This window comes from Actinomyces sp. oral taxon 849 str. F0330 (genome assembly GCF_000239715.1).
Taxonomy (GTDB): Bacteria; Actinomycetota; Actinomycetes; order Actinomycetales; family Actinomycetaceae; genus Actinomyces; species Actinomyces johnsonii.
The window spans coordinates 1-19,624 of the sequence record NZ_JH470355.1 but is presented as its reverse complement, the minus strand read 5'-3'; the positions used below and the strand labels follow the sequence as shown (position 1 = coordinate 19,624).

General features: G+C 63.9%; 14 protein-coding genes and 1 pseudogene. 11 read left to right on the top strand and 4 right to left on the bottom strand.

The window, feature by feature from the left end; translation table 11 throughout:
* The 9 genes from HMPREF0975_RS10350 to HMPREF0975_RS10310 form a co-directional block, all read left to right on the top strand.
* Positions 1–839: molybdopterin-dependent oxidoreductase (locus HMPREF0975_RS10350; RefSeq protein ID WP_009234119.1), on the top strand; the 839-nt coding region annotated here is incomplete at its 5' end.
* On the top strand, positions 836–2,470 hold the full coding sequence (gene nuoH, locus HMPREF0975_RS10345) for an NADH-quinone oxidoreductase subunit NuoH (protein ID WP_009234118.1): 1,635 nt from the start codon (positions 836–838) through the stop codon (positions 2,468–2,470). The genes HMPREF0975_RS10350 and nuoH, both read left to right, overlap by 4 nt.
* Entirely contained in the window at positions 2,463–3,173 is a 711-nt protein-coding gene (gene nuoI / locus HMPREF0975_RS10340) for an NADH-quinone oxidoreductase subunit NuoI (RefSeq protein WP_009234117.1), read from the top strand. Before nuoH ends, nuoI begins: the two co-directional genes overlap by 8 nt.
* Positions 3,170–4,180, top strand: coding sequence for an NADH-quinone oxidoreductase subunit J (locus tag HMPREF0975_RS10335; RefSeq protein ID WP_009234116.1), 1,011 nt, complete (start codon positions 3,170–3,172; stop codon positions 4,178–4,180). Before nuoI ends, HMPREF0975_RS10335 begins: the two co-directional genes overlap by 4 nt.
* On the top strand, positions 4,177–4,485 hold the full coding sequence (nuoK, locus tag HMPREF0975_RS10330; RefSeq protein WP_009234115.1) for an NADH-quinone oxidoreductase subunit NuoK: 309 nt from the start codon (positions 4,177–4,179) through the stop codon (positions 4,483–4,485). Before HMPREF0975_RS10335 ends, nuoK begins: the two co-directional genes overlap by 4 nt.
* A gap of 17 nt (positions 4,486–4,502) precedes the next feature.
* On the top strand, positions 4,503–6,497 hold the full coding sequence (gene nuoL / locus HMPREF0975_RS10325) for an NADH-quinone oxidoreductase subunit L (protein WP_009234114.1): 1,995 nt from the start codon (positions 4,503–4,505) through the stop codon (positions 6,495–6,497).
* 15 nt (positions 6,498–6,512) lie between these two features.
* Positions 6,513–8,117 (top strand): NADH-quinone oxidoreductase subunit M, encoded by a 1,605-nt coding sequence (locus tag HMPREF0975_RS10320; protein WP_009234113.1) that lies wholly within the window; start codon positions 6,513–6,515, stop codon positions 8,115–8,117.
* Positions 8,114–9,727 (top strand): NADH-quinone oxidoreductase subunit NuoN, encoded by a 1,614-nt coding sequence (gene nuoN, locus HMPREF0975_RS10315; RefSeq protein WP_009234112.1) that lies wholly within the window; start codon positions 8,114–8,116, stop codon positions 9,725–9,727. Before HMPREF0975_RS10320 ends, nuoN begins: the two co-directional genes overlap by 4 nt.
* A complete protein-coding gene (locus HMPREF0975_RS10310) occupies positions 9,724–10,830 on the top strand; it encodes a polyprenyl synthetase family protein (RefSeq protein WP_009234111.1) in 1,107 nt (368 codons plus the stop codon). The genes nuoN and HMPREF0975_RS10310 overlap by 4 nt, the downstream gene beginning before the upstream one ends.
* 426 nt (positions 10,831–11,256) lie before the next feature.
* On the opposite strand, the gene HMPREF0975_RS15685 is transcribed toward HMPREF0975_RS10310, so the two are convergent.
* The 4 genes from HMPREF0975_RS15685 to HMPREF0975_RS15670 form a co-directional block, all read right to left on the bottom strand.
* Entirely contained in the window at positions 11,257–12,390 is a 1,134-nt protein-coding gene (locus HMPREF0975_RS15685) for a hypothetical protein (RefSeq protein ID WP_156808261.1), read from the bottom strand.
* 407 nt (positions 12,391–12,797) lie between these two features.
* Entirely contained in the window at positions 12,798–14,243 is a 1,446-nt protein-coding gene (locus HMPREF0975_RS15680; protein ID WP_009234109.1) for a hypothetical protein, read from the bottom strand.
* Between the two features lie 121 nt (positions 14,244–14,364).
* Complete coding sequence (locus tag HMPREF0975_RS15675; protein WP_156808260.1) at positions 14,365–15,543, bottom strand: hypothetical protein; 1,179 nt, start codon at positions 15,541–15,543, stop codon at positions 14,365–14,367.
* A gap of 302 nt (positions 15,544–15,845) precedes the next feature.
* A complete protein-coding gene (locus tag HMPREF0975_RS15670; protein ID WP_009234107.1) occupies positions 15,846–17,249 on the bottom strand; it encodes a hypothetical protein in 1,404 nt (467 codons plus the stop codon).
* Between the two features lie 305 nt (positions 17,250–17,554).
* On the opposite strand from HMPREF0975_RS15670, the gene HMPREF0975_RS10290 reads away from it, so the two are divergent.
* Positions 17,555–19,042 carry an FAD-dependent oxidoreductase gene (locus tag HMPREF0975_RS10290; protein WP_009234106.1) on the top strand — a complete coding sequence of 496 codons (1,488 nt, stop codon included), beginning with the start codon at positions 17,555–17,557 and terminating at the stop codon, positions 19,040–19,042.
* 92 nt (positions 19,043–19,134) lie between these two features.
* Positions 19,135–19,624: pseudogene (locus HMPREF0975_RS10285) on the top strand (alanine dehydrogenase); the annotation flags it as partial.

Sequence of the window (19,624 nt, the reverse complement as noted above, 5' to 3'; positions counted from 1 at the left end):
AGGTCGAACGGGCCTGGAACATGGGTGCCGAGCGCTCCCTTCCCACCGCCCTGGGGCGTGACGCCACCGGGATCCTCTCGGCCCTCCTGGACGGCACCCTGAGCGGCGCCATCGTCGGCGGCATCGACCTGCGCGACTTCCCCGACCCGGGCCTGGCCCGCGCGGCCCTGACCGCCAGCAGCTTCACCGTCCAGCTCGAGGTGCGCCGCAGCGAGGTCAGCGAGCACGCCGACGTCGTCTTGCCCGTGGCTCCGGCCGTGGAGAAGAACGGCACCTTCGTCAACTGGGAGGGGCGCGTGCGCCCCTTCGGCCAGGCCCACGTCTCTCGCGCCCGCACCGACCGCCAGGTCCTGGGGATGCTCGCCGACGAGATGGGTGTCGACCTGCAGGTCGACGACTTGGTGACGCTGCACGAGCAGCTCGCCGCTCTGGGCCTGTGGCGCGGACAGCGCATGCCGGTGGCCTTCGGCCGCGCTCCGATGGTCGGCGCCGAAACGGCGATCGTCGTCGGCGGGGTGGAGGCGCGCCTGACCACCCATAAGCCCATGCTCGACGCCGGACGACTCCAGGACGGCGAGCCGTTCCTGGCCGCCACCGCCCTGCGTCCCGTTGCCCGAGTGGGCGCCGATCTCGCCCGTCGCCTGTCACTGCGCGGCGGTGAGGAGGTGACCGTGTCGACCGCCACCGGATCGATCACCCTGCCGGCCGCCATCGGCGGCGTCAGCGACGGGACCGTGTGGCTGCCCGAGTGCTCGGCCGGATCCACCGTCCACCAGACCCTGGGGGCAGGTCACGGCTCTCAGGTCACCCTGACTCATGCAGCGGAGGTACTGAGGTGAATCCGATCTACGCGGCTCAGGCCGCTGCCGCCGACGACGCCGTCTCCAACGGGGGTGTGGTCGCCGATTTCTCCGCCGAGACCTGGTGGCTGACCCTCATCAAGGCCGTCTTCATCGTCGCCTTCCTCATTGTCAGCGTCATCATGGCCCTGTGGGTGGAGCGGCGCGGCCTGGCCCGCATGCAGACCCGCCTGGGCCCCAACGTCAACGGTCCGCTCGGACTGCTCCAGGCGGTCGCCGACGCCGGCAAGCTCATCATGAAGGAGGACTTCTGGCTCAAGGGCGCCGAGAAGGTCATCTACCTCCTGGCCCCGCTTATCGCCGCCTTCAGCGCCTTCATGGTCTACGCGGTCATCCCCTTCGGGCCGCAGGTGAGCATCTTCGGCCACTCCACGCCCCTGCAACTGACCGACTTCCCGGTGGCGGTCCTCTACATCCTGGCCATTACCGCCTTCGGCGTCTACGGCATCATCCTGGGCGGCTGGTCCACCCACTCCACTTACCCGCTCTTCGGTGCCGTGCGCAGCGCCGCACAGGTCATCTCCTACGAGCTGAGCATGAGCCTGTCCATCCTCACGGTGTTCCTGGCCTCGGGGACCATGTCCACCTCCGGGATCGTCGGCGCCCAGCAGCGGATCTGGTGGGCGGTGGCGATGCTGCCCAGCTTCATCATCTACGTCATCTCCATGGTCGGCGAGGTCAACCGCCTCCCCTTCGACTTGCCCGAGGCCGAGGGCGAGCTCGTCGCCGGCCACATGGTCGAGTACTCCTCGATGAAGTTCGCCTGGTACTTCCTGGCCGAGTACATCAACATGTTCAACGTCTCGGCCGTGTGCGTCACCCTGTTCCTGGGAGGTTGGCGCTCCACCATCCTCAGCCTGTTCTGGGAGGGGGCCAACTCCGGCTGGTGGCCGATGCTGTGGTTCATCGGCAAGGTCTGGGCCGTCATGTTCTTCATGATCTGGACTCGGGGCACCCTGGTGCGCATCCGCTACGACCATTTCATGAAGCTGGGCTGGAAAGTTCTCATCCCCGTCTCCCTGGTCTGGCTTGTGCTGGTCGCGGTGGTGCGCGCCTTCCGTACCTTCTCCGGCGCCTCTGTGCAGGCCCTGCTGCTGCCTCTGGCCGGCGCCTTCTGCCTCATCATGCTCGGTCTCTTCCTCATCCCCGACAAGGGGGACGAGGAGGAGTTCTACGCCGAGTACGACGAGGACGACACCGAGGATGACGTCGAGATCATGAACGACGACGGCCACGTCTCCTTCCTCGAAGGCTTCCCCGTTCCACCGTTGCCGGGCCAGTCCCTGCCGCCCTCGCCGCGCGCCCGCCGCGCCGCCCTGGCCGTCGATCTGGAGAACTCCGAGGACGGCGCTGTGACCGCCGTCGGCCTCCTGAACGACGTCGAGCTCGAGGACGACGAGACGACCGGCTTCGTCGCCTCGGCCGACACGGCCGACTCTGCAGACTCGGCGGACACGGCCAGCGCTGACGAGGCGTCTGTTCCGCTCCGCTCCGGCGCCGACGCAGCCACCGCCTTGCCCACGTTCACCCTTGACCTCAAGGCCGACACGGCCAGTGACAAGGCCGCAGACAAAGCCACTGAGGCACCCCAGGAGGGAAAAGATGACTGATCGCCCCAACCGCTCCCGGGGCTCCCAGCACGACGACTGGCTGCGCGACGCCCCCTCCGCCCTGGCCCGGGCTTTCGCGCCCGTGGCCGGCTACGGGGTCACCATCTCCTCGATGTTCCGCCCGGTGGTCACCGAGCAGTACCCCTTCGAGCCCGCCCGGGTAATGCCCCGCTACCACGGCCGCCACCGGCTCAATCGCTACGATGACGGCCTGGAGAAGTGCATCGGCTGCGAGCTGTGCGCCTGGGCCTGTCCCGCCGACGCGATCTACGTCGAGGCCGCCTCCAACGAACCCGGCGCCCAGTACTCGCCCGGTGAGCGCTACGGGCGCGTTTACCAGATCAACTACCTGCGCTGCATCTTCTGTGGCATGTGCATCGAGGCCTGCCCCACCCGGGCGCTGACCATGTCCACCGACTTCGACGAGCTCGTCGGCCCCGGCCGAGAGGGCCTCATCTACGAGAAGGAGGACCTTCTGGCCCCTGTGCCCGACGGCGCCGTGGCCGCCCCCCACCCCATGGTCGAGGGCACCGAGGATGGCGACTACTACCGCGGCCGGGTCACCGGCTCCACCCAGGGCCAGATCGACTGGGTGCGCGCCCACCGGCCCGACGATCCCAGCCTGGCCGATGCCCGCGCCAAGGCGGTCCCCACCGCCTCAGGCTGGGGCTCCGGGCAGACCGTGAAGGGAGCCGTGCGATGAGAGCCCTCCTGCTACCCGGCGCCGTTTCCGCCTTCGCCCCCGCGCTTCCCACCGACCTGACCCAGGACGGCCATCTGGGGTTGGGCGAGGCGATCGTGTTCATGGTCGTCGCCCTGGTCACCGTGGCCTGCGGTATCGGCATCCTGATCGCCAAGCGGGCAGTGACCGCCGCCATCAACATGATCGGTATCATGATCTCGCTGGCCGTCCTCTATATCGTTAACGAGTCGCCCTTCATGGGAATCACCCAGGTCGTGGTCTACACCGGCGCCGTCATGACTCTCGTTCTGTTCGTCATCATGCTCGTGGGCGTCGGCGGCGATGAGCCGGTGGGTGCCGCCGGCTCGGTCATGAGACGTCCGCTCCTCATCCTCCTGGGCCTCGGCCTGGCCGGCGTCCTGACCGCCGTCGTGTGGCGCACTGTCTTCCCGACGCCGGCCGGTCTCAAGGACGGCGCCAAGGCCGCCCCCGATCTCCTGGCCGTCACGCTCTACAACGACCACGTCGTCACCATGGAGTTGACCGCCATCCTGCTCATCGTGGCCGCCGTCGGCGCTCTGACACTCACCCACCGCCGGCGCATCCGGGCCCGGCTCGACCAGCGCCATATGGCGGCGAACAAGATGCAGGCCTATGCCTCCAAGGGCGTCCACCCCGGACAGAAGCCGATGCCCGGCGTCTACGCCTCCACCAACTCCGCCGCCGCCCCGGCCTTGGGCGCCGACGGCGAGGTGGTCGAGGGCTCCGTGCCCCGAGTCCTGCGGGCCCGCGGCCAGGGCCTGGAGCTGTCCGACGTCTCACCGGAGATGGGCCTGGCCCAGCGCTCCAGGAAGATCGTCTCCCGGCAGGGCGGAGCCGATGCCGTGGGCGGCACCGGACGCTCCGGGATGCCGGCCATGCCCGGCGCCGCAGCCCCCACCGTCAAGCAGCCCGTCCTCGGCGACGACGACTCTCGCCCAACGGGCTCAGCGGACTCGGCCGCCCCTGAGCAGAAGGAGGAGAAATGAGCCTCCCCGTCATCGCCGTCTACATCATCCTGGCCGGGGTCCTGTTCACCCTGGGGGCGCTCACGGTGCTGCTGCGCCGCAACGCCATCATCGAACTCATGGGGGTTGAGCTCATGCTCAACGCCGTCAACCTCGTTCTGGTGACCTTCTCCCGGATCCACGGCAACCTCACCGGCCAGGTCTTCGCCTTCTTCGTCATGGTGGTGGCCGCCGCCGAGGTTGTGGTGGGGCTGAGCATCGTCGTATCCATCTTCCGCACCCGTAGGTCCACGTCGGTCGACGACGAGAACCTGCTCAAGAACTGAGGGGAGAGACCACCGACATGCTTCCCGCTCCTGTCACCGCCGTCGTGACGCCCCTGACTGAGGCCACCGGCCCGGCCTCCTGGGCCTGGCTGCTCATTGCCGTGCCCGCGGTCTCGGCCGCCTTCCTGCTGCTGGCCGGACGTCGCTCCAACGCTTGGGGCCACTGGCTGGGCCTGGCCGCATCCTTCGCCGTCGCCTGCCTGGGCGTGGGCATCCTGCTCCAGGTCCTGGGCCTGCCCGTCGAGGAACGCGTCATCGGCCTGTCCCTCTACCACTGGTTCAGCGCCGGCAATTTGAGTATCGACGTCGGACTGCGCCTGGACCCGCTGTCGCTGACCTTCGTGACCCTGGTGACCTGCGTCGGCTTCCTCATCCACCTGTACTCGGTGGCCTACATGGCCCATGATCGCGACCGGCGCCGATTCTTCGCCTACCTCAACCTCTTCATCGCTGCGATGCTCACCCTGGTGCTGGGCGACTCCTACATCGTGCTCTTCGTCGGGTGGGAGGGCGTGGGCCTGGCCTCCTATCTGCTCATCGGCTTCTGGAACACGACCGACGCCGATGCCCCCCAGGGCGAGCAGGTCACCAGCCGCGAGAACGCCGCTGCGGCCAAGAAGGCCTTCGTCATGAACCGCGTGGGCGACGTCGGTCTGCTGCTGGCCATGATGACGATGGTCGGCCAGGTCGGTTCGGTCTCCTTCGACGCCGTCTCCGCCGCCGCCCTCGACGGCTCGGTGGCCACCGGCTGGCTCACCGCCACCGGCTTCTTCCTCCTCCTGGCGGCCTGCGGCAAGTCCGCCCAGTTCCCGCTCCAGGCCTGGCTGGGCGACGCCATGGCCGGCCCCACGCCGGTTTCCGCCCTCATCCACGCCGCCACCATGGTGACCGCCGGCGTCTACCTCATGGTCCGCTCCGCCGCCGTCTTCGAGGGTGCCCCGGATGCCCAGATGGCCGTCGCCGTCGTCGGCGCCATCACCCTTCTGCTGGGGGCCGTCATCGGAAGCGCTAAGGACGACATGAAGAAGGTCCTGGCCGCCTCCACCATGAGCCAGATCGGCTACATGATGCTGGGTGCCGGGCTCGGTCCGATCGGCTACGCCTTCGCCATCTTCCACCTGCTCACCCACGGCTTCTTCAAGGCCCAGCTCTTCCTTGGGGCCGGCTCGGTCATGCACGCCATGGGCGACCAGGTCGACATGCGCCGCTTCGGCGGCCTGCGCAGCGCCATGACGATCACCTGGGCCACCATGGGCATCGGCTGGCTCGCCATCCTGGGGGTGCCCCCCTTCTCCGGATTCTGGTCCAAGGACCGGCTCATCGAGGCCGCCTTCGTCGGCGAGGGCGTCAAGCCCTGGATCCTGGGAACCATCGCCCTGCTGGGCGCGGGCCTGACCGCCTTCTACATGTCCCGCCTGTTCTTCATGATCTTCCACGGCCAGCGGCGCTGGACCACGGACAAGGACCTGGTGGGCGAGGTCCACCCCCACGAGTCCGGCTGGCTCATGACACTTCCCCTGGTCATCCTGTCCGTGTTTTCTGCGGGCCTGGGCGGTCTGCTGACCTACAACAACCTGTTCGTCACCTGGCTGGAGCCGGTCACCGGCCACGTCGAGCACGGCGAGCCGGTCCTGCCCGCCGCCGTCATCATGAGTGCCACCCTCTCCCTGGTCATCATCGGCGTCGCCGTGGCCTGGTGGATGTACGTCAGCCGCCCGGTGCCCGTCGTCCTGCAGCCGGCCAACCCCCTGGTGGAGGCCGCCCGCAAGGACATGTACCAGGACGCCGTCAACGAGGCCCTGGCCATGCGCACCGGCCAGGGACTGGTCCTGGCCACCGACGCCGTCGAGCGCTACGTCGTCGACGGCGCCGTCGAGGGAGCCGCTGCCGGAACGGGAGCCGTGGGGCGCCTGACCCGCCGCACCGAGTCCGGGTACGTGCGCTCCTACGCCGGCTACATGCTGGCCGGAACGGTCCTCGTACTCATCGCCGTCCTGGCCGCCAGGTTCTGAGAGGACACGAGACACATGCCGACTCTTCCCGCATCGCTGCCCGTCCTGACCGTTATGGCGATCGTGCCATTGGCCGGGGCGCTCCTGCTGTGGCTGGTCCCGCCGCTGCGCCGGCTCCACGCCCGTGCCGTGGGTCTGGTGTTCTCCCTGGCAGTCCTCGCCCTGGGCCTGTCGGCCCTGAGCGCCTTCGACCCCGGCAACGCCGGTACCGTCCAACTAGTCCACACCCACCCCTGGATCCCCGCCATCGGCGCCTCCTGGGCCCTGGGCGTCAACGGACTGGGACTGGCCATGGTGCTCCTTGCAGCCTTCATCACACCGTTGGTCCTGCTCGCCTCCTGGGGTGAGGTGCCCGCCGACCGTCAGGGCCTGTTCACCGGGCTCGTCCTGGCCCTGGAGTTCTTCGTCGTCGTCATCTTTTCGGCCCGCGACCTGCTGCTGTTCTACCTTTGCTTCGAGGCGATGCTCATTCCGGTGTACTTCCTCATCGGCTGCTTCGGAGGTCAGGGGCGCCAGCGCGCGGCTCTGAAGTTCCTCCTATACTCGCTGGCCGGCGGGCTCATCATGCTCATCGGCGTCATCGCGGTCTACCTGCACTCCGCCAAGGACGGCGCCCCCAGCTTCCTCATCGACTCGGTGGCCGCCAACCTGCACGTGTCCACATCCGCCGGGCACTGGATCTTCCTGACCTTCTTCACCGCCTTCGCCATCAAGGCACCCCTGGTGCCGGTCCACACCTGGCTGCCCGACACCGCAGAGCAGGCCACGCCCGGCACCTCGGTGCTGCTCATCGGCATCCTGGACAAGATCGGCACCTTCGGGATGATCACCCTGGTCATTCCGCTCTTCCCCGAGGCCTCGCGCTGGGCCGCCCCGGTGGTCCTGGTTCTAGCGGTCGTCTCCATCATCTACGGGGGCCTGGCCGCCATCGCCCAGGACAACCTCTACCGGCTCATCTCCTACACCTCCGTGAGCCACTTCGGTTTCATGGTCCTGGGGATCTTCATCGGCAATCAGGTTGCTGCCAACGGCGCCATGGTCTACATGGTGGCCCACGGGTTGTCCATCGCCGGCCTCTACCTGGTCACCGGTTTCATGGCCCGGCGCACCGGGACGGTCGTCATCAGCGAGCTCGGCGGTATCGCCCGGGTCATGCCGCTGGTGGCCGGTACCTTCCTCGTATGCGGTCTGGCCTCCATCGCCCTGCCGGGCCTGAGCGGATTCGTGCCCGAGTGGATGGTGCTCACCGGTACCTTCTCGGTCTCGCTGGCCCTGGGCGGCGCCGCCGTCGCCGGCGTCGTTATCGCCGCCGTTTACATGCTGCTGCCCTACCAGCGGGTCTTCACCGGGGCGCCGGCGCCCGAACGCGTGGGCAGCCCCGACCTCGACGGGCGCGAGCGGCTCGTCGTCGCCCCCATCATCGCTGCGATGCTCGCGCTCGGGCTGGCCCCGGCCATCCTCACCCACGCGCTCGACGATGTCGCCAGGCAGGTCACGCTCACGGTGAGTCAGGAACCGGAGGCCGCGGCCTCCGGAGTCGTCTCCAGCGGCGACTCCGGTGCCGATAGCGCAACCGAAGCGCCCGCCGTCTCCACCGCTACGGAAGGGAACGCCAAGTGAGCCCCTCAGCCACTGCCCCGATCGTCAACTGGGACGCCCTGACACCGGTGCTCTTCATCCTGGGCGCCGGCGTCCTAGGCGTCCTCGTGGAGGCCTTCATCGCCCGCCCCGCCCGCCTGGTCATCCAGACCGGGCTGAGCATCCTGGCCATTCTGGTCTCAGGGGTCTCGCTCTTCCTGCGCTGGGCCGAGGTCAAGGCCGCCGGGACCGCCGCCGCGGCCGAGCCCCAGCTCCAGCTGCCCGAGGGTTTCCTCCCGGGCGCTCGCATGTCGGCGGGCCTGACCGAGGACCCCTTCTCCATCGCGGCCCAGGGCATCCTCCTGGTCATCGGCCTGCTGGCCGTCCTGGTCATGGCCGACCGCACTGCGGTCGACGACGGCGCCTTCGCGGCCCAGGTCGCCGATCGGCCCGGCAGCGCCGAGGAGACCGAGTCCCTCCTGGCGGGGTGGACCACCACCGAGATCTTCCCCCTGACCATGTTCTCTCTGGGCGGCATGATGCTCTTCGGAGCCAGCAGTGATCTCATCACGCTGTTCGTCATCCTGGAGATGATCTCGCTGCCGCTGTACATTCTGGCGGCCACCGCCCGCCACCGCCGGCTGCTCAGCCAGGAGGCGGCGCTGAAGTACTTCGTACTGGGCGCCTTCGCCTCCGCTTTCCTCCTCATGGGATCGGCTCTGCTCTACGGGGTGGCCGGTGCCGTTGACTACCGGAGCATCGGCACTGCCGTGCGCACCGTACAGGGACAGGACTGGCTCATTCTTGCCGGCCTCATGCTGGTGATCGTCGGCCTGCTGTTCAAGGTCGCGGCCGTGCCCTTCCACGCCTGGAGCCCGGACGTCTATCAGGGCGCCCCCACCCCGGTCACCGGCTTCATGGCCGCCGGGGTCAAGGCCGCGGCCTTCCTGGCCCTCGTGCGCTTCTACTACGTCATCGCCGGGGCCATGGGCTGGGACCTGGCGCCGGCCCTGTGGGCGGTGGCGGCTCTGACCATGCTCGTGGGCACCGTCGTCGGCGTGGTGCAGCGCGATGTCAAGCGCATGCTCGCCTACTCCGCCATTGCCCACGCCGGCTTCATGCTCATCGGGATCCTGGCCTACTCCAAGGCGGCGATCTCCGCGCTCAGCTTCTACGCCCTGACCTACGGGGTCGCCACCGTGGGCGCCTTCGGCATCATCGCTCTGGTGCGCTCCAACCGGGGCGACTCCGTGGGCGGGGAGGATGGCGACCTGGATGCCTTCAAGGGCCTGGGGCGACGCAGCCCCTGGGCCGCCGGCGCTATGACCGTCTTCCTGCTGTCCTTTGCGGGCGTTCCCCTCACGGCGGGCTTCATGGCCAAGTTCCGGCTCTTCGCCACCGGACTGAGCGGCAACGGGGTGCCCTTCGTGGTCCTGGCGGTCGTCTGCTCGGCCGTGACCGCCTTCTTCTACATGCGGCTCATCGTCCTCATGTTCTTCCATGAGCCCGACGGCGAGCGCTCGGTGGTCGTGGCCAGCAACGGGCCGATCGCCCTGGCGGTAAGCGTTGCGGTCATGGCCACAATCGGCTTGGGGATTCTGCCGCAGGCCGCCTTCGACCTGTTCGACCGGACGGCTATGCTCCTTCCGTGATCGGATCACTGCCGCTGAGCGCCCCCCAGCTGGAGACGCGCATCGTCCCCGCCCTCCAGGCCATCGAGGACCGCCTCATGGAGGTGGTTACCAGTGCCGACGAGACCATCAACCCGCCGACCTCGCACTTGGCCGAGGCCGGTGGCAAGCGCCTGCGGCCGGTCCTGGCCCTGCTGACCGCCCAGCTCGGCGAGCCGTCCCTGGCCACGGGGGATCAGATCCGCGATGCTGGCGTGGCCGTGGAGCTGACGCACATCGCCACGCTTTACCACGACGACGTCATGGACGAGGCCCCGCTGCGTCGCGGCGCCCCGAGCGCCCAGACCGTGTGGGGCAATTCCGCCGCCATTCTCACCGGAGACGTCCTGGTTGCCCGCGCCTCCCAACTCGTAGCGGCCCTGGGACCCGAGGCCGTCATGGCCCACGCTAAGACCTTCGAGCGCCTGTGCATGGGCCAGCTCCACGAGACCCTGCCACGCCCGGCGGGCACCGACCCGGTCGACCACTACATCCAGGTCCTGGCCGACAAGACCGGCTCCCTCATCGCGGTGTCCGCCCGCTACGGGGCGATGCTCACCGATGCCGGGGCGCAAACAGAACAGATCGTGGAAAAGTTCGGCGAGAAGATCGGCGTGGCCTTCCAGCTCGCCGACGACGTCATCGACCTCATGAGCGACTCCGCTACCACCGGCAAGACCCCAGGAACCGACCTGCGCGAGGGCGTGGACACCATGCCGGTCCTGCTCCTGCGCAAGGCCCTGGCGGCCGGCGAGCTCGACGCCGCCGGCCAGGCCATCCTCTCGCGCCTATCCACCGGCGACCTGTCCGATGACGCCTTCCTGGCCGACGTCGTCGCCCGCCTACGGGAGCATCCCGTCCTGGCCCGTACCCGCGAGATGGCCATGGCCTGGGCCGCTGAAGCGGTTGAGGGCCTGGAGGGCCTGGAGGAGGCTGTTCTTGACGGCACCCGGCACCGCCTGGCCGAGGCCGGGATCGAGGGTGAGGCCGCCACTGCGGCGCTGGCCGACGCGGGCGAGCGGGTGGTGCAGGTACGCGCCGCCATGGAGGATTTCGCCCGCATCCTCGTGGACCGGGCCGCCTGAAGGGGCGGCCTGAGGACTGAAGAGGTCTCGCAACTACCTACGGCCCCCCATGGAACGACGGGGAGCCGATGGGGAGAGACGGGTAGCTCCCCATTGTGAGCGGTGGACCGCGGCGCATAGCGTGCCAGGCATGTGTTCCCGATGCGCCGAAAGGTCCCCGATATGCCGTCCTCTACGCCGCTGTCGCCTGATACCCGTACCCGACTGACCCGTCGCAGTGTCCTGGCCCTGCCCGCCCTGGCCGGTGCGGGGATGGTCCTGGCGAGTTGCGGTGTGCTGAAGAAGGGCAGCTCCGTCTCCTCTGATCGCCGTACTCGCCGATTCCGCCGCAGTCTCCAACGTGCCCACCCGCATGGGCGTCTGGCCGGAGAATATCGGCTGAAGAGAAAGACAAGGCCAAGGATCTCCGCTCATATGGTTCCAAGCTCATGATCCTGTAGCGGTTGCTGTAGGTGTATCGGAGGGCGAAGCCGACTGAGAAGGGTATCCGATCCATGCATCCGCAGGATAAAAAAGGTGATCAAGTGCGATTCCCCAGGATGATACGGCTATAGAACGGCATATAGTTGCAAGTGAGTAGCTGCCTATATCCTGACCAGATGAAAGGGAGGACAACTGAAGAGTATCAGGAATCTTGTCGCCTTTACCTCCTTGCAGTAGTGATGTCGCCATATAAACGATATCCCCAAAAGTGCAGGATGCGCCCGGGATCGATCGTTCGTCGGAGCTCCAGGATAAAAATGCAACAGGTGAACCGGGAGGATGTACAGAGAATACAGGTTCTTTGTAATCGCCATATAGAATTATATCATGTTGATCAACATAAATGGGATCCGACATTCCATAGTTTTCAGTTCTCTGTGAACCGCTGCTGATGATGACATCCTCGCCGGTGACGATATTCTTTGCATGAAAAACACTCTGCTCGGAATCCTGAGTATTCCTATGGGGATAGGATTTGTCGTGATAATAAAGCCAGTTGTCCTTAACTAGTGCAGCGAGTTGATCATTATGAGACTCTGTTGTGCCGGTTGCGAGGTATACTATGGCCCTGTTCTCATCTGCATCTTCTGTGGTCAGTGCCTCCCCTATTGTGGTCATAGTTTGGTATCCGCCGGTGAGTGCCGTGCTCGCATCGAACTGAATGGAAAGATCTGCGGCGCTCAGACGGAATCCGAATCCTCTTGCGTCTGCGAAATCGCTGTTCTTGTTGCCGGCAATGAGTAGAGAGCTGTGGTCGGCGTTGAATGTGAGAGTGACCCGAAATGAAATGCCAGCGAGATAATCATTGTTAACTCTTGTCGAGGCGACAATTGTATGATCGGAAAGCGAAACCTTGATGACGTCGATAGCGCAAACATTGGGGGAAAAGTCCTGCGAATCTCTCCGCTCTTCCCCCGAATTTCGGTTATGGTAAACGCCGGCCGTCAAATACGCGTAAGACTCGTCGAGAACTGCAGGGCCAACAATAATGCTGAGTTCTGGAACAGTCGCTGCCGCGGTTGTGGAGGAACTGCTGTCCGCTTTCGGAGTCGTCGAAGGAGCTGGGGAGGAAGCCACTGAACTGATATTCCAGTTCCCCTTGCTATCGGGTGTGAGCGCCCAAGTCGACGGACCGTTGAGATCGACGACGACGGGGCACCATCCATCTGCGACCGTGTCCACCAACTCGGAGACTTCGAGACCCCCACAAAGATGCCATTTATGTAGCGCGGTAATTGTCACTCGAGCATTACCCGTGTTGGGCCACAATGCTATATCGGAAAAGGAGGAAGGAGCGGCAGTGTCGTTCGGAGGCAATGGCCTAGGAATCGGTCCTGGAGTTGGCATCCGTGCGATCGACGGTGTCGGTCCGGGTTTCGACTTCTTCTCGCAGGAACAGATAAACCCCCCTAAGGTGACGGCCGTAGAAATAACAAGAAAAGTACGACGATGCATGCTGAAGTCCATTCTATAGGAGTTACCGCTTAGGAGGTGGGTGTCGGGCTGCTCGGGTTTGAGGGGGCTGTCGAGGTAGGAGCGGACGAGGCATCTTCAAGCCAGCTGGTAGCGGAATAAAAATAGTCAGAGACAACGAGCCCCCATGGTGTGATTGCCCCGTTATCTCCGGAATATGCCGTACCTTGCCGAGCGTCAAAGATTGTTTTCCCGGAGCTGATGGAAGTGATATTGAACCCACGACTCGACGTGCTACTAGAAGCGTTGGCTCCGTAAAAGGAGTAAAGAACATCTCCAAAGGTACAGGCGCCGTTGGGAACTTCATGATTAGTTCCATCCCATCTCAATGCAGCGCTCGCAGTTCCAGGTGTGCGTACCGCAATAGCAGGTGAGTCATGCTGATCTTGCCAGGTGATATTTGTCTGTTGTCCTGAGAATATCCTGGGCCAACCTTTGACTTCGTTTTCCCAATCTCCCTCTAAGGAAATCTCCTGCCCTGAGATGACATGTCTAGCTGTTCCGACTAAAGATTCCGAGGAGTTCTTGTAATAGTACCAGTCGTCCCTCACTATGATTGGCTGGATATCATCCGTACGCTCGTACTTGTTGTTGGTCAAGAATATGATGGCATTGTTTGTCTCCAAAGGTAAGGGGAAGGTCAAGGCCTGGCCGCAGGGAATGACGACGGAAATGTTCTGTTTGTCGAGAATCGAATGTGCGTCGAACTGGATCGACAGGTCTTCAGTGCTCAGACGAAGTGCTATGTAATCGGCTGCGGAATCTGTAGAATTATAAGTTGCGCTGCCGTCGCCTGTAAGGATGATGGAGGCCTGATCGTTGGTGAAAGAGAGTTTCAGGTCCGACATGCTATTCACCTGATAGTGATCGCTAACCGTTTGAGAATTTTGAATCGACCCGTCCGACAAGCGAATTTTGAGGATGACGATTGGACAAGCGGTACTGTCAGAATAACTGTTGTTAATAGTGTCCTGTGTGCTGGGCGACGATAGCGTTAAGGCTCCGAGCGTGAGATAGGCGTATTCACTATCGAGAAGGGCTGGACCGACGAATATAGTAGTCAACGCAACCTTCGGGTCGTCGTCCGTATCGTCGCGGGCAACCATTTCCACTTTTCGGGTGGTCCATGCACCTTTCTGGTCCAGAAGAACTGCGTAGGTGGTGAGATTGCTGACGTCAACGACAACGGGACACCTTCCGTTGGTGAAGAGGGTGAGCGCATCTTTGATCTCCGCTTCGGCGCACAGGTAGTGATCATGAACGGCCGTGATCGTTGTTCTGGCGTTTATCGTTGGCCAGGTGGGCGTATCTGTGAAGGCAGTTGGAATGGCGTCAGGCGTTGGGGGCGGCGTGGGTGCGGGGGTAGCGGACGTGTTGGGGCGGCTGTGTTGGCAAGCTACTGCGGTGGGTAGCAAGATGGCTGTTGCTGTGGCGGCTATGAAAGTGCGGCGGCGCATGACTGCTCCTCTGCTGCGCTGGAACGGGAACCGGCTGCTGTCTATGGTTGTCGCCCGATAATGGGAATGGCAATGGGTAATGCTCCTCACGGGAGTCTTTAGGCCTGGGGCTGAACGTTGACTATGAGGGGTGGCCGAACCATGCGTCCGCCGGGAAGAAGAAGCCGTCGATAGCAATTCCCCAGGATGAGACCCCCATAGCGCTGCCCCACGTAGTGATAGGAATGTTGGCCACATCTTGGCCAGACGAAAGAGAAGAAACTTGAAGGTTGTCGACGCCTTTACCATCCGGCGTGTTCGGTGGCGCCATGTAGATGAAGTCGCTGAAGGTGCATGCGGCGCTGGGAATTGTGCGCTCGTTAGAAGTCCAAGACAGAATAGGCGTGGCTGATCCCGGTTGACTGACAGTAAAGGCGGGCTGCTCTGACATGCCATAAGAAATTATTTCATGCTGGCCGGTGTAGAGTGGATAAAAAACGTATGCAGGGAGAATCTCTTGAGGGTGCTCATTAAGGAGAGTGCTGTCCCCGGTGGTAGCATTTAGAACATGAAAAGTTCCTAACTTGGTAGCTTGCGGATTCATGTAGGGGTAGGTCTTCTCGTTGTAGTACACCCAATTGTTTTTGACTAGCTCGACTTCAATATCTTGCTGAGTTTCGACTGTGCCGTTTGTGAGATAGACGATGGTCACGCTCCCGTCATCCTTTTCTGCGACCAATGCTTCTCCTTTTGCGTCAACACTATGGTAAACTTCGGTAAGAATGGTGTTGGCATCAAACTGAGTAGAAAGATCATCTGAGCTTAGACGAAAGCCGAAACTCTTTGCGCTGGAATCTCGAGGATTCTTGCTTCCTGCGACAAGCAAAGCGTTATGTTCGTCATTGAAGGAGAAGGAAATGCTTTCGAGGAACAGGCTGCCGGTCACGTAGTTGTCGGTGATACGCGCTGATGTGACAATGGCATGGTCAGAGAGTGAGACCTTGATGACGTCGACAGTGCAAATAGCGGAGCCTGATATAGAGTCCGCTGAAGGGTGACTGTTGTGGTAAACACCGACGACAAAATAGGCGTAGGACTCGTCAAGAATCGCAGGACCAACAAGAACATCGAGATCCGAGCTGGGAGGTGCGGTGGTAGCCGCTGAGGTGTTGCTGGCTTTTGGCTCCGGTGTTGAACTCGCTGAAAGATCAACGGCCACAATATTCCAATGTCGTTGATCGTCAGGGATAAGGGCCCATGTTGTTGGACCATGTAGATCAACGATGACCGGGCATGTGCCGCTGACGACGGTAGCCTGCATTTTTGGTATTCTGACACTGCCACATAAGTGCTGTTTGCGTAGTGCGGTAATCCTCGTACGTAGACCATTGACTCCGGGCCATAGTGAAAGATCTGAGAATGAAGAAGGTGCAGTAGAATCGTTTGGGGGTGATGGTCTTGGTATTGATCCTGGAGTCGGCATCGGTGCAATCGAAGGACTTGGTCCAGGTTTTGGTTTATCTGAGCAGGCGCTGATTACGCCCGTCATGCCGATGGTTGCTGTAGTGATTAAGAAAGAACGACGTTGCATGGCGCGGCCTCGTCTTAATGTGTGCCGACTGTTCACGAGCTCGTTGGTGTGGCGGACTTAGAATCTGTCATCCACTCGGTCGTTGGATAGAAGAAACGACCGGTGCTGATTCCGTACGGTGTTACGAAACTGACGCATGCTTGTTGGAAGGGGGTGAACTGACGGTTATCGAGCTCTTCCCCGGTGTGTAGGTCGACGAGAGTGATCCTCCCGGACATGTAGCATGCATAGAGGACGTCTCCGTACACCTGCCCCGAGTTCGGAACCGCTCGCTCCGCCGAGTTCCAAGTGAGTGTCGGAGAGGTCGACCCCGGTGTGCGCACATCGATCTGATTATTCGTGCAGGTGATGATGTAGTCTCCGCTGGTTGCTGTATGTTGCATGTCACTGAGTTCATAAGGGAATCCGGTGAGAGTGAACTCCTCTCCGGTGTCAACATTGATCATGACAACTGTGCTTCCGGCAGTCGTATATCTTCTTGCATAGAGCCATTTTCTGCATACGTATTTGGGCGAGTCAGAGACCGTGTGTGAGGCTCCGTCAGTCAGGGTGACAACCGTTCCCGGTTCTGTTGAGCTGCTGTATTTGCTGGTGCATACGGCTTCCCCTCCTAAGTCGTTGAGATAGGCATACGTGAGTACGGAATGAGCGTCGAACTGAATGGACAGATCTGTTGCGGACAACCGCAAAGCCAGATAAGGGTCGCTGCCGGTCGTCAACATAAGAGCCGTCCCGTCCGCGGTAAAAAGGAGCCGTCCACTTGGGCTGTCCTGCAGAGCGAATGCACTCGTGGGGAAGCTGCTTGACAGTTGTACGCTGGCAGTCGCCTTGTAATCGGACAGTTGGATCTTGAGAAGAGACAACGGCATGTTTTCGTCTGACGTATTGCTCGAACCGGTTACCCCATCTGTTTTGCCGACGACGATGTAGGCATGATTGTCGTCAAGAGTAGAAGGTCCGGTGGCCAGGTGGGCGACTGCTCCTACTTTGCTCGTTTCTGTGGCGTTGTTAGCCGGTGCCGTAGGCTTCACTTCGGCTGCGTGATATCCCCCGGAGACGCCGTCGGGCAGTATTGCGTAGGTTGTGGGACCGGTGAGGTCGACGATGACCGGGCACATACCGGTCACGTCAGTTTGGCCCGGTAGATAGTGGGCTCCGATCGCACCGATGAGATAACGACCGTGGACATGTAGGATCTGACATCCTTCGCCCAAGATCTGATCCTGGTCGCTGATGACTCCCGGTGGGGGCCACAGCGGTTCCGCCCCGAAGACGATGGGGGTGGCTGTGGGGGTCGGTGGAGTGGGAGAAGCGGGAGCAGCGGCACTCGGGCTCGTGCTATTGGAGACGGTGCTCTTCGGATGTTTGGCTGAACAGCCGTAGAGCCCCGCGCCTGCGGCGGCGCCAAGGGCGGTGAGGAATGTGCGACGGCGCATAGGTGCTCCTGTGCTGCGCTGGAACGGGAACCGGCTGCTTTCGATGGTGGGCTGCGCACCATGCGCCGACAATGGGGAGTTGTTCCGGATGGGGCGTCTACACCACCTGCACCGCTACTGATGCGCCGGGACGTGACGCGGCTCAAAGCGGTGATGTTGCCCGCGCCCTGGGTGAGTCCTCCCTGTCGTCCATAGACTGTGCCGCGGTGTCCCGCCGTCGTCGTCCCAAGACCGGATCAACCGGCCGTGATGGCTGCGGGCGCGCGGCACCACGTCCACGTCCCCTGAATCAGGAATCAAGAACAGTGAACGCACGTCCTCTCAATGTCGCCGTCATCGGAGCAGGCCCCGCAGGCATCTACGCCTCGGACATCCTCTCGAAGTCGGGCATGGAGGTCTGTATCGACCTGTTCGAGCGGCTTCCTGCGCCTTACGGCTTGGTGCGCTACGGCGTCGCCCCCGACCACCCGCGCATCAAGCAGATCATCGTGGCCCTCTACAAGATCCTCCAGCGCGGGGACATCCGGCTCATCGGCAACGTCGAGGTCGGCCGCGACATCTCGGTGGCCGAGCTCCACGAGCACTACGACGCCATCGTCTTCTCCACCGGCGCCGACACTGACGCCCCCCTGGACATCCCCGGCGTCGACGCCCCCGAGTGCCACGGCGGCGCCGACTTCGTCTCCTGGTACGACGGCCACCCCGATCACCCGCGCACTTGGGACCTGAGCGCCAAAGAGGTCGCCGTCATCGGCGTCGGCAACGTGGCCCTGGACATCGCCCGCGTCCTGGCCAAGCACGCCGACGACCTCATGACCACTGAGATCCCGGCCAACGTCGCCGCCACCCTCCAGCAGTCCCCGGTCACCGACGTGCACGTCTTCGGCCGTCGTGGCCCCGCCCAGGTGAAGTTCACCCCGTTGGAGCTGCGCGAGCTCGGCAAGCAAGCCGACGTGGACGTCATCGTCGACGAGGAGGACTTCGAGTACGACGAGGGCTCGCAGGCGGCCCTGGCCTCCTCCAACCAGCAGCGTCAGGTGGTCAAGGCCCTCGAGGGCTACGCGATGCAGGAACCGGAGGACCTCACCGCCTCCCACCGCATCCACATCCACCTCTTCTCCGCTCCCCACGAGGTCCTCACCGACGACGACGGCCACGTTGTGGGCCTGCGCACCGAGCGCACCCGCTTGACCGGCGACGGTAACGTCACTGGTACCGGCGAGTACCGCGACTGGCCCGTCCAGGCGATCTACCGCGCTGTCGGATACGCCTCCAGCGCCATCGAGGGCCTGCCCTTCGACGCCGAGCGGCACGTCGTCCCCAACGAGGGCGGCCGCGTCCTCGGCGAGGACGGCAAGCCGCTGACCGGCCTGTACGCCACCGGATGGATCCGCCGCGGCCCTGTGGGCCTCATCGGCTCCACCAAGTCCGACGCGCAGGAGACCATCACGAACCTCGTGGCCGATGCGAATGCTGGTCTCCTGCACGCCGAGACCGACGACGAGACCCAGGTCGGCCACGACGCCCTCATCGCCCTGCTGGAGTCCCGCGGCATCCCCTTCACCAACTGGGAGGGCTGGGAGCTGCTGGACGCCTACGAGCGCGAGCTCGGCGAGGACTACGGTGAAGTCGTCGTCACCGGAGGCGACGCTAAGCCGCGCGAGCGCGTCAAGGTCGTCTCACGCGATGCCATGACCGCGATCTCCCGTTCCACCGAGGTTCCCGAGGACCTCATCGGCCAGCCCGAGGCGGACCGCGTCCCCGAGCGGGTCGCCCACCGCCTGGCTGACTGAACTGACTGAGCCGGGACCGGCGGTTTTGCCGCCGGTCCCGGTCGACACACGTCAACCCGTCCCCTCACGACGACCACTTCGAAGGTAGAACCATGCGAATCGGCGTTCCCACCGAGATCAAGGACAACGAGTTCCGCGTCGCCATTACGCCGGCCGGTGTTCACGCACTCACCCGGTGCGGGCACACCGTGACCGTTCAGACGGGCGCCGGCCGGGGGGCCTCGATCCCCGATGCGGAGTACACCGCCGCCGGCGCCGCCCTGACCGACGACGTCCCGGCGCTGTGGGCCGACTCCGAGCTCGTCCTCAAGGTCAAGGAGCCGGTTGCCCGGGAGTACCAGTACCTGCGCCCGGACCTGCTGCTGTTCACCTACCTCCACCTGGCCGCGGACCGGGCCCTGACCGAGGAGCTGCTCGCCAAGCAGGTCACCGCCATCGCCTACGAGACCGTCGAGACTGACACCGGCGCCCTGCCCCTCCTGGCGCCCATGTCGGAGATCGCCGGCCGCCTGGCCGCCCAGGTCGGCGCGGACGCCCTGCTGCGCCCCCACGGCGGGGCGGGCGTCTTGCTGGGCGGTGCCG